This window comes from Shewanella sp. 125m-1, assembly GCF_052977065.1.
Map to the genome: position 1 here is coordinate 1 of NZ_JBRILT010000038.1, position 13,197 is coordinate 13,197.

11 protein-coding genes and 3 tRNA genes are annotated in these 13,197 nt (G+C 43.8%); 13 read left to right on the top strand and 1 reads right to left on the bottom strand.

Features of this window, described 5'->3' with window-relative positions; translation table 11 throughout:
- Nucleotides 1–376: 376 nt before the first annotated feature.
- Together murB and birA are read left to right on the top strand one after the other, a co-directional pair.
- Nucleotides 377–1,402: a UDP-N-acetylmuramate dehydrogenase gene (gene murB, locus ACVBIK_RS15265; protein ID WP_447164529.1), complete on the top strand. Its 1,026-nt coding sequence runs from the start codon at nt 377–379 to the stop codon at nt 1,400–1,402.
- On the top strand, nt 1,403–2,365 hold the full coding sequence (birA, locus tag ACVBIK_RS15270) for a bifunctional biotin--[acetyl-CoA-carboxylase] ligase/biotin operon repressor BirA (RefSeq protein WP_447162233.1): 963 nt from the start codon (nt 1,403–1,405) through the stop codon (nt 2,363–2,365). It abuts the gene before it with no gap.
- A gap of 31 nt (nt 2,366–2,396) precedes the next feature.
- Here the strand turns inward: birA and coaA are convergent, their stop codons facing one another.
- Nucleotides 2,397–3,347, bottom strand: coding sequence for a type I pantothenate kinase (coaA, locus tag ACVBIK_RS15275; protein WP_447162234.1), 951 nt, complete (start codon nt 3,345–3,347; stop codon nt 2,397–2,399).
- A gap of 234 nt (nt 3,348–3,581) precedes the next feature.
- Between coaA and ACVBIK_RS15280 the strand changes: the two genes are divergently transcribed.
- The 11 genes from ACVBIK_RS15280 to rpoB all read left to right on the top strand — a co-directional run bounded on the left by ACVBIK_RS15280 (nt 3,582) and on the right by rpoB (nt 13,173).
- Nucleotides 3,582–3,657, top strand: a tRNA-Thr gene (locus tag ACVBIK_RS15280).
- Between the two features lie 7 nt (nt 3,658–3,664).
- A tRNA-Tyr gene (locus tag ACVBIK_RS15285) sits at nt 3,665–3,749 on the top strand.
- 35 nt (nt 3,750–3,784) lie between these two features.
- A tRNA-Gly gene (locus ACVBIK_RS15290) sits at nt 3,785–3,858 on the top strand.
- Nucleotides 3,859–4,054: 196 nt separating this feature from the next.
- Complete coding sequence (gene tuf, locus ACVBIK_RS15295; protein ID WP_447162235.1) at nt 4,055–5,239, top strand: elongation factor Tu; 1,185 nt, start codon at nt 4,055–4,057, stop codon at nt 5,237–5,239.
- A gap of 284 nt (nt 5,240–5,523) precedes the next feature.
- The gene (gene secE / locus ACVBIK_RS15300) at nt 5,524–5,895 is read left to right on the top strand and encodes a preprotein translocase subunit SecE (protein WP_447162236.1); all 372 of its coding nucleotides are present in this window, start codon (nt 5,524–5,526) and stop codon (nt 5,893–5,895) included.
- Between the two features lie 9 nt (nt 5,896–5,904).
- On the top strand, nt 5,905–6,456 hold the full coding sequence (gene nusG, locus ACVBIK_RS15305; RefSeq protein ID WP_012279191.1) for a transcription termination/antitermination protein NusG: 552 nt from the start codon (nt 5,905–5,907) through the stop codon (nt 6,454–6,456).
- Nucleotides 6,457–6,582: 126 nt separating this feature from the next.
- Complete coding sequence (rplK, locus tag ACVBIK_RS15310; RefSeq protein ID WP_012153448.1) at nt 6,583–7,011, top strand: 50S ribosomal protein L11; 429 nt, start codon at nt 6,583–6,585, stop codon at nt 7,009–7,011.
- A 4-nt stretch (nt 7,012–7,015) separates the two neighbouring features.
- A complete protein-coding gene (rplA, locus tag ACVBIK_RS15315) occupies nt 7,016–7,717 on the top strand; it encodes a 50S ribosomal protein L1 (RefSeq protein WP_447162237.1) in 702 nt (233 codons plus the stop codon).
- 266 nt (nt 7,718–7,983) lie between these two features.
- The gene (gene rplJ, locus ACVBIK_RS15320) at nt 7,984–8,481 is read left to right on the top strand and encodes a 50S ribosomal protein L10 (RefSeq protein ID WP_447162238.1); all 498 of its coding nucleotides are present in this window, start codon (nt 7,984–7,986) and stop codon (nt 8,479–8,481) included.
- Between the two features lie 54 nt (nt 8,482–8,535).
- On the top strand, nt 8,536–8,901 hold the full coding sequence (gene rplL, locus ACVBIK_RS15325; protein WP_447162239.1) for a 50S ribosomal protein L7/L12: 366 nt from the start codon (nt 8,536–8,538) through the stop codon (nt 8,899–8,901).
- A gap of 240 nt (nt 8,902–9,141) precedes the next feature.
- Nucleotides 9,142–13,173: a DNA-directed RNA polymerase subunit beta gene (gene rpoB / locus ACVBIK_RS15330; protein WP_447162240.1), complete on the top strand. Its 4,032-nt coding sequence runs from the start codon at nt 9,142–9,144 to the stop codon at nt 13,171–13,173.
- Nucleotides 13,174–13,197: the final 24 nt, after the last annotated feature.

Consider the following 13,197-nt stretch of genomic DNA (forward strand, 5'->3'; position numbering starts at 1 on the left):
GTAGTTCAGTTGGTTAGAATACCGGCCTGTCACGCCGGGGGTCGCGGGTTCGAGTCCCGTCCGCTCCGCCAACATTACGATAAGCCCTGCTAGTAATAGCAGGGCTTTTTCGTCTCTGCGATTTGAAGAAATTAAGATGAAAGCCTCTGCACTTCTTATGGAAAGAATGCAGAGGCTTTTTTCTTGTCTGAAATTGATACGATATTGAGATTTTCACCTTTAATAAGTTCACTATTCTAGGCTGCTAGCCTTATTTTGCGGACTTAGTGTTCACTTTTTCTCGATTTAGTTAAGCCTATTACCATTAAAGTGCTCCAAGCTTCTTCGATTTACTTCTTTAGGCTACAATAGTTGTTTTCCCCTAAATGATATCCAAATGCCAACCAGCCCACTTTATTCCCTTCAAGACTTTAATACTTTCGCTTTAGCCCATGGCTGTCAGCAATTAGTTCATGCTACGACATCAAATGTGTTGGTTGATACTTGCTGCAAACTTTATCAAGCGCAGCAACCTATGCTTATTTTAGGTGGCGGTAGTAATATTATTTTATGTGAAGATTTTCAAGGGACTGTGGTATTAGTCGAAACTAAAGGGATTGATATTACGGACGATGAGAATTATCACTATCTGAGTGTAGCGGCTGGAGAGAATTGGCATGATCTTGTTAGTTTTTGCTTAAGAAATAGATTCAGTGGTCTAGAAAATCTAGCGTTGATCCCGGGGACTGTTGGCGCTGCTCCGATTCAGAATATTGGTGCATACGGCGTCGAATTAAACGATTTTTGTGATTGGGTTGAGTACGTTGATTTGCGTGATGGCCACTTGGTACGTTTAGCTGCCAATGCTTGTGATTTCGGTTATCGAGACTCTATCTTTAAGAAAGAGTTGTTAGGTAAGGCGGTGATCACCAAGGTTGGTTTTAAGCTACCAAAGCGTTGGGTTCCACGATTAGATTATGGCCCTCTTAGATCGTTTAAAGCTGAACAAGTCACTGCTCAGCAAGTGTTTGATAGCATTTGTGAAACTCGTCGAGAAAAATTACCTGATCCAGCGGAGTTTGGCAATGCGGGGAGCTTCTTTAAAAACCCGATAATCGATAAGGCTGACTTTGATCGGCTTGTCGGCGTATTTCCAGATATCGTCGGCTATCCTCACGGCGATGAACAAGTAAAAGTGGCTGCTGGTTGGCTTATTGATAAATCGGGTTTAAAGGGACGCCAACTTGGTGGTGCTGCTGTGCACCAGAACCAGGCATTAGTGTTAATAAATAAACATAATGCGACCAGTGAAGATGTACTTTCGTTGGCGAGATTGATTGTTGAGAAAATTGAAGCACAATTTGGTATTAGGCTTGATCCTGAACCTCGAATGATCACTGCCAATGGTGAAAGGAGTTTATAGATGGCTGAGCAATGGAGTCGAAAACGCGAGATACTATCTGAATTGGCCGCAGGGTCATTTGTATCTGGAGAGGCTTTGGCCTCTCTTTTAGGGGTTTCTCGTACCGCTGTAAGTAACCATATTGCTGGACTGGAAGAGTATGGCGTTGATATTTACAGTGTCAAAGGCAAGGGCTACCGCTTAAACGGACCTATATCGTTAGTTGATGAAGTGAAGCTAAAGCAACAAATTAGCAATCGTTGCTTTTATTTTGACGAAATCCCCAGTACTAACGCTTTTATTTTAAAACACGCAGAAGACTTAGTTTCGGGCGATATCTGTGTTGCTGAATATCAATCGGCAGGGCGAGGTCGACGTGGTCGTGTTTGGGTTTCGCCTTATGGTTGTCACTTGTATTTCTCTATGTATTGGCAATTTCCGCAAGGAATGGCGCAAGCGATGGGGTTAAGCCTAGTTGTGGCATGCTCGATTGTTACCGTACTTGAAAAGCTTGGCATTAAAGATGTTGGGGTAAAGTGGCCTAACGATATCTACCTTGAAAGTAAAAAACTCGCTGGCGTGTTGATTGAGATGAGTGGTCATACAGATAGTGAGTGCAATTTAGTCATAGGTATCGGCTTGAATATGGCCATGGGTGAGCAACATGCAGCACTGATTGATCAGCCTTGGAGTGATTTAACCGGTCAAGCAAGTCTGCCAGATAAAACGGCTTTGTTAGCTCTGCTGCAGAAGCAATTACAGCAAGATCTTAATCTATTTCAACAGTCTGGACTCACACCGTTTCAAGATCGTTGGCGCGAAGCTGATCTCTTTCAAGGAAAGTCGGTAAAGTTACTGATGGGCCAAGATGAGATTTATGGTGTCTGTATGGGGGTCGATGAGCAAGGGGCTGTTGTCTTAGAAACAGAGTCGGGATTGCAAAGCTATATTGGTGGTGAGATTAGCCTGCGTAAAGCAGACTAATCAGTATTAGCTTTTATACATAGCAGGTTCTCTATTTACGCAATAGGACTTGATCCATCATATGATCAGGTCCTTTTTGTAAGATAAGGTGTGCTCTTTCGCGCGTAGGCAATATATTTAGAGTGAGGTTAGGGCCGTTAATTGAGTCCCAAATGTTTGAAGCTGTCGCGGTTGCTTCAGAGTCATCGAGCTTTGAGTAATGATGGAAGTAAGAATCTTCACTACTGAACGCCCCGGTTCTGAACTGTAAAAAACGGTCGACATACCACTCTTTTAGTAACGCCTCATGGGCATCGACATAGATCGAGAAATCGACAAAGTCAGAAACAAATGGACGCTGGGTATCAACAGGTGAGTCTTGGCCAGTTTGCAAAACATTGAGTCCTTCAATGATTAAAATATCTGGCTGTCTGATCCATTGTTTTTCATCTTGAATGCGGTCATAGGTAATATGTGAGTATATCGGTGCACTGACTGCCGACTCACCAGCCTTAATCGCTGAAATAAACTCAACTAAGGCTTTCATATCGTAACTTTCTGGAAAACCTTTTCGCTGTAATAGGCCACGTCGCTTAAGCTCTGCTAACGGATACAAAAAGCCATCAGTGGTAATTAAATCGACTTTTGGATGCTCAGGCCAATGGCTGAGCAGTGCTTGTAGAATACGGGCTGTAGTGCTCTTACCAACAGCTACGCTGCCTGCGATACTGATAATATAGGGGCGTTTAGGCGGTACATGTCCGAGGAACTCATTTAACGCCAAACCTCTTTGCTGCTTTGCGCCAACATTTAAATTTAATAGACGACTCAGCGGCAGATAAATATCGGTGACTTCAGATAAGGATATTTTTTCATTAATACCACGTAAATCTGCCAAATCATTTTCACTGAGTGTTAATGGCACAGACTCTCTCAGTCCTGCCCACTGTAGGCGCTGAAAAGCGAGATAAAGAGCGTTGTGAATTTGGTTTGGTTGCGACATTGCGAAGTTCTCCGTTCAGGAGGGCACAGTACACTATGAATTTATTATGAACAACTGCAATGAGAACTGCGATGCTGGCTTTAAGTACTAATTTGATTTAATTGCTTCAAAAGTATACTTGAAAGTAGCGTTAAGCATAAAAAAACGCCATTTAACTCACTTTTTTAATAATATTTCACTTTTGCTATTGCACTTAGGCTCACATTTCCATAATATCCGCTACCGAAATGACACGCCGGCATAGCTCAGTTGGTAGAGCAACTGACTTGTAATCAGTAGGTCCCGAGTTCGACTCTTGGTGCCGGCACCATTTCTCTGGAGGGGTTCCCGAGTGGCCAAAGGGATCAGACTGTAAATCTGACGGCTCAGCCTTCGAAGGTTCGAATCCTTCTCCCTCCACCATATTCTAGGTAGTTAGGTAACCTGAAGTAGGTTCCGCGGATGTCGTATAATGGTATTACTCCAGCCTTCCAAGCTGATAACGCGGGTTCGATTCCCGCCATCCGCTCCAAAATCTTGCTGATAATACTTAATCAGTAGAAAGCACTCGGTCTCGAGTGCTTTTTCCCGTTTAAGACTACCTATCAGCTCCTCCCTGCTTCTCACCATTCTGATTATCTTACTAACTTATTCGATGACATTTTAATGCATCGGATTTTTTGCTATATGCAGTTTCATCACCAAAATACTTGGATTGGGGCAATACCATGGCTAAAGAAAAATTTGAACGCGTAAAACCACACGTAAACGTTGGTACCATTGGACACGTTGACCATGGTAAAACTACTCTAACTGCCGCTATCTCTTCTGTGTTAACGAAGACTTACGGTGGTACTGCACGTGATTTCGCACAGATCGATAACGCTCCAGAAGAGCGTGAGCGCGGTATTACAATTAATACTTCTCACATCGAATATGACACTCCATCACGTCACTACGCACACGTAGACTGTCCAGGTCACGCGGATTATGTTAAAAACATGATCACTGGTGCTGCACAGATGGACGGCGCGATTCTAGTAGTTGCTTCTACAGATGGTCCAATGCCACAAACACGTGAGCACATCCTGCTTTCACGTCAGGTTGGCGTTCCATTCATCATCGTATTCATGAACAAGTGTGACATGGTTGATGACGAAGAGCTTCTAGAGCTAGTAGAAATGGAAGTTCGTGAACTTCTATCTGAGTACGACTTCCCAGGTGATGACTTACCAGTTATCCAGGGTTCTGCTCTTAAAGCTCTTGAAGGCGAGCCAGAGTGGGAAGCTAAGATCCTTGAACTAGCTGAAGCTCTAGACACATACATCCCTGAGCCAGAGCGTGCTATCGATGGTGCATTCATTCTTCCAATTGAAGATGTTTTCTCAATCGCTGGTCGTGGTACTGTTGTTACTGGTCGTGTAGAGCGCGGTATCATCAAAGTTGGTGAAGAAGTAGAAATCGTTGGTATCAAAGATACAACTAAGTCTACTTGTACTGGTGTTGAAATGTTCCGTAAGCTTCTTGACGAAGGTCGTGCTGGCGAGAACTGTGGTGTTCTTCTACGTGGTATCAAGCGTGAAGACGTTGAACGTGGTCAAGTATTGGCTGCACCTGGTTCAATCACTCCACATACTACTTTCAAGTCAGAAATCTATGTTCTGTCTAAAGAAGAAGGCGGACGTCACACTCCATTCTTCAAAGGCTACCGTCCACAGTTCTACTTCCGTACAACTGACGTAACCGGTACTATCGAATTGCCAGAAGGCGTAGAGATGGTAATGCCTGGTGACAACGTAGCTATGACAGTAACTCTAATCTGCCCAATCGCGATGGACGAAGGTTTACGCTTCGCAATCCGTGAAGGTGGCCGTACAGTTGGTGCTGGTGTTGTAGCTGAGATCGTTGCTTAATTAGCAATCGTCTTAACTCGATACTGAAAAAGGCAGCTTAGGCTGCCTTTTTTGTTTTATTGTATTTAGGTTTAATTTGTTAGTGAAGCTGGGCTATGTATTCTTGCCAAATAAGTGGAATAAGAATACAATCTATGACCGATTTTTGACTCGTTGAGTATACTTAACTAAGTATGTTGGACAGTCGCCAGTTCGGATAGCGAGTCTGACTGAATTTTTCACTGAGCAAAATGCTATTTATAGTGTCACTTGACTCAGAACGTAGTGAGTAACGGAATTAACCGATGACAACAAATACTGAAAGCCAGGGTAACTCTCTGGATATCGTAAAGTGGGGCCTAGTCGTAATCTTGTTGGCTGCTGCAATTATTGGCAATCAATATTTTAATGAAGCAAGTGTTGTAGTGCGCGCCCTAGGTGTCGTCGTGACTTTTGCTATCGCTGGTTTCATCGCGTTGCAAACAGAAAAAGGCAAGCAAGCTTTAACTTTTGCTCGTGAATCACAGATTGAAGTTCGTAAAGTGGTTTGGCCTACGCGTCAAGAAGCACTCAATACAACTTTCATTGTATTAGCTGCAACAGCCGTTTTAGGTTTAATCCTTTGGGGCCTAGATGCAGTATTGCTTAGAATTGTTAATTTTATTACAGGCGTATAGGCATTAAGTATGACTGAAGCTACTGAAGCTAAAAAAAGATGGTATGTAATTCAAGCGTTTTCCGGTTATGAAGGCCGTGTGTGTAAAACGTTGCTTGAGCATATCAGAATGCACGAAATGGAAGCTTACTTTGGTGAGGTTTTAGTACCGACTGAAGAAGTGGTAGAAATGCGTGCAGGCCAACGTCGTAAAAGCGAACGTAAGTTTTTCCCTGGCTATGTATTAGTTCAGATGGAAATGAATGATGAAAGCTGGCACTTGGTGAAAAGTATCCCTCGTGTAATGGGCTTCATCGGTGGTACGTCTGATCGTCCTGCCCCAATTTCTGATAAAGAAGCTGATGCAATTCTTCAGCGTCTGCAAGAAACTACTGAGTCTCCAACGCATCGCGTTATGTTTGAGCCAGGTGAAGTTGTTCGTGTTACTGACGGACCTTTTGCTGACTTTAACGGTACGGTTGAAGAAGTGGATTATGAGAAGAACCGCGTTAAGGTTTCTGTGATGATCTTCGGTCGTTCAACACCAGTAGAACTTGATTTTAGTCAGATTGAAAAAAGCTGATTAAATAAAGCACAAATACTGTTTGGAAATGGGAGCGAATTTATATATAATTCGCTCCCATATTTTTCGGGGAGCTGTTCAGCATAGTGCTGATAGCGTTTGTACCCAAACTTGAGGAAATGTCTCATGGCAAAGAAAGTTGATGGTTACATCAAACTGCAAGTCGCAGCCGGTGCTGCAAACCCGTCGCCACCAGTAGGCCCAGCATTGGGTCAGAAAGGTGTTAACATCATGGAATTCTGTAAAGCATTCAACGCTCGTACTGAAAAGTTCGAGAAAGGTATGCCAATTCCTGTAGTTATCACTGTTTACTCTGATCGCTCTTTCACTTTCGAAACTAAGACTCCACCTGCGTCTTTCCTACTGCTTAAAGCAGCTGGTCTGAAATCAGGTTCTGGCCGTCCTAACACTGAAAAAGTGGGAACTATCAAGCGTAGCGCTGTCCAGGAAATTGCTGAGACTAAAGCCGCTGATATGACTGGTGCTGATATTGAAGCGATGACTCGCTCAATTGAAGGTACTGCGCGTTCAATGGGTTTGGTAGTAGAGGATTAAGATTATGGCAAAGCTAACTAAACGCGCTCGTCTAATTCGCGAGAAAGTTGAAGCGACTAAAAGCTACGACATCAATGAAGCTGTTGCACTACTTAAAGAACTAGCTACTGCTAAGTTCCTTGAAAGTGTTGACGTTGCGGTTAACCTTGGTGTTGATCCACGTAAATCTGATCAAAACGTTCGTGGCGCTACTGTGCTACCACACGGTACTGGTCGTGACGTACGTGTTGCTGTGTTCACTCAAGGTGCTAACGCTGAAGCTGCTACAGCAGCTGGTGCTGAGCTTGTTGGTATGGACGAGCTTGCTGCACAGATTAAAGCTGGCGAAATGAACTTCGACGTAGTTATCGCATCTCCAGATGCAATGCGCGTTGTTGGTCAGTTAGGTCAAATCTTAGGCCCACGCGGTCTAATGCCTAACCCAAAAACTGGTACTGTAACGCCAAACGTTGCTGAAGCAGTTAAGAACGCAAAAGCGGGTCAAGTACGCTACCGTAACGATAAGAACGGTATCATCCACACTACTATCGGTAAAGTGGACTTTGAACCAGCTCAACTTAAAGAAAACTTAGAAGCACTACTTGGCGCACTTAAAAAAGCCAAGCCAGCTGCAGCTAAAGGCGTTTTCATTAAGAAAGTAAGCATCTCTACCACTATGGGTGCAGGTGTTGCGGTTGACCAGGGTACTCTGGAAGACGCAAAGTAAATTTACAAAGCTCGCGCATTAGTCTATAATGCGCGCACTTTGTAGGGTTGAGGCTGAGAGTTAACCTTTTAGGTTGATTATTAGTCTCCGTCCAAGACCGTAGGTGTTGCTCAAGTAGTTAACTTAATTTCCTGCGTAGACGGTGTCGGACCCCAGATAGATTTTTGTCTGCTGGAATTTTTCGCGCCGTAAGTCGCTAAGTATCTATGATATTTAGCATGGTAATTGCTAGGGAATTTCCCTAGATAGAATCCAGGAGTATACCAATGGCGTTAGGACTCGAAGACAAAAAAGCGATTGTTGCTGAAGTCAACGAAGCTGCCAAAGGTGCTTTATCTGCAGTTGTAGCCGATTCACGTGGCGTAACTGTAGCTAATATGACCGGACTTCGTAAAGCAGCTCGTGAAGCTGGAGTGTACATTCGTGTTGTACGTAACACTCTTGTTAAGCGCGCTGTAGCTGGTACTGATTTTGAGTGCCTAAGCGATACGTTTACTGGTCCTACTTTGATTGCATTCTCTTCTGAGCACCCAGGTGCAGCTGCGCGTCTTCTTAAAGATTTCGCTAAAGCGCAAGAGAATTTTGAAATCAAAGCAGCAGCCTTTGAAGGGGAATTAATCCCTGCAGAAAATATTGATCGTTTAGCAAAACTACCAACTTACGAAGAAGCACTAGCTCAGTTCATGATGACTCTAAAAGAAGCATCTGCTGGCAAGTTCGTTCGTACATTGGCCGCTCTACGCGATCAGAAAGAAGCTGCTTAATTTTAAGCCGCTTTAATTTAAAATTGAATTCAGTACAATTAGGAAACTTTTGTTATGTCTATCACTAAAGACCAAATCTTAGAAGCCCTTGCAGCAATGTCTGTAATGGAAGTTGTTGAACTAATCGAAGCAATGGAAGAGAAGTTCGGCGTATCTGCAGCTGCTGCTGTTGTTTCTGGTGGTGGCGATGCTGCTGCTGCTGAAGAGAAAACAGAATTCGACGTAATTCTTACTTCTCACGGCGACAACAAAGTTGCAGTAATTAAAGCTCTTCGCGCTGCTACAGGTCTTGGCCTGAAAGAAGCTAAAGGCATGGCTGAAGCTGCTCCAGTAGCAGTTAAAGAAGCTATCTCTAAAGAAGAAGCTGATGCTCTTAAAGCTGATCTAGAAGCGGCTGGTGCTGCAGTAGAGATCAAGTAAGTTATACTATAACTTACAACCACCCGAGTAATCGGGCGGAGGCTGGCGGTTTTTTAACCGTCGGCCTTTTTTGCGCTGTAAGCGCAGGCGATTTTTTTTTCACCGTTTATCGCCAGATTTCGCAGTTCCTAGCAGAGATTACTGGTTGGGTTCTTGCTTTCAACGGTGATGGGCAAACGCGCTGTTTCGACATTTTAAGTCGTTTCAGTCTTGGTCACATCTCGCAATCAGAGGAAACCCATGGTTTACTCCTATTCTGAAAAGAAGCGTATTCGCAAAGACTTTGGTAAGCGTCCACGTGTTTTGGATATCCCTTACCTTTTGTCAATCCAGTTGGACTCTTTTAAGAAGTTCACCGATCAAGATCCTACAGGTGAGCGTGGCTTTGAAGCTGCCTTCCGTAGCGTTTTTCCCATCAAGAGCTTTTCTGGTAATTCTGAGCTGCAATATGTCAGTTATAAGCTAGGCGAGCCAGTTTTTGATGTGAAAGAGTGTCAAATTCGCGGTGTTACATACGCAGCTCCATTGCGCGTTAAGTTACGCATGGTTCTGTATGACCGTGAAGCAGCACCTGGCACAGTAAAAGACATTAAAGAACAAGAAGTTTACATGGGTGATATACCCATGATGACTGACAACGGTACCTTTGTAATTAATGGTACTGAGCGTGTAATCGTATCTCAGCTACATCGTAGCCCAGGCGTATTCTTTGATCATGACCGTGGTAAAACCCACTCTTCAGGTAAGGTGCTGTATAACGCACGTATTATTCCTTACCGTGGTTCTTGGTTAGATTTTGAATTCGATCCGAAAGATGCATTGTTTGTTCGTATTGACCGTCGTCGTAAGTTGGCGGCATCGATCATTCTGCGCGCTTTAGATTATTCAACTCAAGATATTCTTGACCTGTTCTTCGATCGCGTAAACTTTAAGATCAAGAAAGATTCACTAGTAATGGATCTTGTTGCTGACCGTCTACGTGGCGAAACTGCAAGTTATGATATTAAAGACGCTGAAGGCACTGTTCTTGTTGAGAAGGGTCGTCGCATTACTGCACGCCATATTCGTCAACTTGAAAAGTCAAATACTACCGAGCTTGAAGTACCAGTTGAGTACATCTCTGGTAAGATTTCTGGTCAAGATTATATCGATCCAGATACAGGCGAAGTATTGGTTTCAGCTAACGCTGAGATCAGCCTAGAAGATCTTGCTAAGTTATCTATGGCTGGCATCAAAGAGATCAGTACACTGTATATCAACGAACTTGATAACGGTGCATACATCTCTGACACGCTACGTATCGATTCAACAACTAACCGCCTAGAAGCGCTAGTTGAAATCTATCGTATGATGCGTCCTGGTGAGCCACCAACCAAAGATGCAGCAGAAGCACTATTTAACAATTTATTCTTCAGTGAAGAACGTTATGATCTATCTAAAGTAGGTCGTATGAAGTTCAACCGTCGTCTAAGCATTGATGACGATGAAGGTACGGGTATTCTTTCTAAAGAAGATATCGTTGCCGTAATGAAGAACATTATTGCTATTCGCAACGGTTTTGACGAAGTCGATGATATCGATCACTTGGGTAACCGTCGTATCCGTAGTGTTGGCGAAATGGCTGAAAACCAGTTCCGTGTTGGTCTTGTTCGTGTTGAACGTGCCGTACGTGAGCGTTTAAGCCTTGGCGATCTAAATGAGCTAATGCCTCAAGATTTGATCAATGCTAAGCCAATCTCTGCAGCTGTTAAAGAATTCTTTGGCTCTTCACAGCTTTCACAGTTTATGGACCAAAACAACCCATTGTCAGAAGTAACGCATAAGCGTCGTATTTCTGCTCTAGGTCCAGGTGGTCTAACTCGTGAACGTGCTGGTTTCGAAGTTCGAGACGTACACCCGACTCACTACGGTCGTCTATGTCCAATCGAAACGCCTGAAGGTCCAAACATTGGTTTGATCAACTCGTTGTCAACCTTTGCGCGTACTAACAACTATGGTTTCCTTGAAACACCTTACCGCAAGGTTATCGATGGTGTGGTTACTGATGAAGTAGATTACTTATCAGCAATCGAAGAAGGCCGTTACGTTATTGCACAGGCTATCGTTCAGTTAGATGAGAACGGTCGTATGATGGATGAGCTTATTGCTTGTCGTCATAAAGGTGATTCTACCTTTATGGGCGCAGCTGACATCCAGTATATGGACGTTTCACCACAACAGATTATTTCTGTTGCGGCATCGCTAATTCCGTTCCTAGAACACGATGATGCTAACCGTGCATTGATGGGTGCGAACATGCAACGTCAGGCCGTTCCAACACTACGTGCTGATAAGCCGTTAGTTGGTACAGGTATTGAGCGTACACTTGCTGTTGACTCTGGCGTGGTTGTTGCTGCTAAACGTGGTGGTTATGTTGACTACGTTGATGCAAGCCGTATCGTTGTTAAAGTTAACGAATCTGAGTTAACTCCAGGCGAAGCGGGCATCGATATTTACAACTTGACTAAATACACGCGTTCTAACCAGAACACATGTATTAACCAACGTCCTTGTTGTTCAGTCGGTGACCCAATTGTTCGTGGCGACGTACTTGCTGATGGCCCATCTACCGATTTAGGTGATTTGGCACTTGGTCAGAACATGCGTATCGCGTTCATGCCTTGGAACGGTTACAACTTCGAAGATTCGATCTTAATCTCTGAGCGTGTAGCTCAGGAAGACCGTTTCACGACTATCCACATTCAAGAGCTTTCGTGTATTGCTCGTGATACTAAGTTGGGTAGCGAAGAGATCACTGCTGATATTCCAAACGTTGGTGAGTCTGCGCTTTCTAAGCTAGATGAATCAGGTATCGTTTATATCGGTGCAGAAGTGAAGGGTGGCGACATCCTAGTTGGTAAAGTAACACCTAAAGGTGAAACTCAGCTGACTCCAGAAGAGAAGCTCCTCCGAGCAATCTTCGGCGAAAAAGCATCTGACGTTAAAGACAGCTCACTACGCGTACCTAATTCTGTTAAAGGTACTATCATCGACGTACAAGTATTTACTCGTGACGGCGTTGAGAAAGACAAGCGTGCTGTAGAAATCGAAGAGATGCATATCGCTCAGGCGAAGAAGGATTTGACTGAAGAGTTCCAAATTCTTGAAGAAGGTGTTCTTGGTCGTGCTCGCAACCTATTACTAGGTGCTGGTTTCGATGAAGCCCATCTTGCAGCAATTCCACGCTCACAATTGTTGGTTCAAACCATCGATGACGAAGCGAAGCAAACTGAGCTAGAACAACTAGCTGAGCAAGCGGAAGAGCTGAAAGCAGATTTCGATAAGAAGTTTGAAATCAAGCGTCGTAAGATCACTCAAGGTGATGACTTAGCGCCTGGCGTACTAAAAATTGTTAAGGTTTACTTAGCCGTTAAACGTACTATCCAGCCTGGTGATAAGATGGCGGGTCGTCATGGTAACAAGGGTGTAATCTCTAAGATTTGTCCTGTTGAAGATATGCCATACGACGAAAAAGGTAACCCAGTTGATATCGTTTTGAATCCACTAGGTGTACCTTCACGTATGAACATCGGTCAGGTACTTGAAGTTCATATGGGCGCAGCAGCAAAAGGCATCGGTAATCGTATTACTGAAATGCTTGAAGAGCAGCGCGAACTGGCAGAACTTCGCGGATACATCAAGCAGGTTTATGAACTAGGTGACGAAGTAATTCAAAAAGTCGACATCGATTCATTTACTGATGATGAAATCTTGCGTCTTGCTAAAAACCTTAAAGGCGGTGTTCCAATTGCTACACCTGCGTTTGATGGCGCCAAAGAGAAAGAGATCAAGCAGATGCTTGAGCTTGCAGGCCTGCCAAAATCTGGTCAGTTAACACTGATTGATGGTCGTACAGGTAACGAATTTGAGCGTAAGGTAACCGTTGGTTACATGTATATGCTTAAGCTTAACCACTTGGTTGACGATAAGATGCACGCCCGTTCTACCGGTTCGTACAGTCTTGTTACTCAGCAACCATTGGGTGGTAAAGCACAGTTCGGTGGTCAGCGTTTCGGTGAGATGGAAGTATGGGCACTTGAAGCTTACGGTGCTGCATATACCCTTCAGGAAATGCTAACTGTTAAGTCGGATGATGTGAACGGTCGTACTCAGATGTATAAGAACATCGTCGACGGTAACCATCAGATGCAACCAGGTATGCCTGAATCTTTCAACGTATTGTTGAAAGAGATCCGTTCACTTGGTATCAACATTGAGTTAGATACTAAGTAAAACAGGTTACCGCCTCTATTTGGC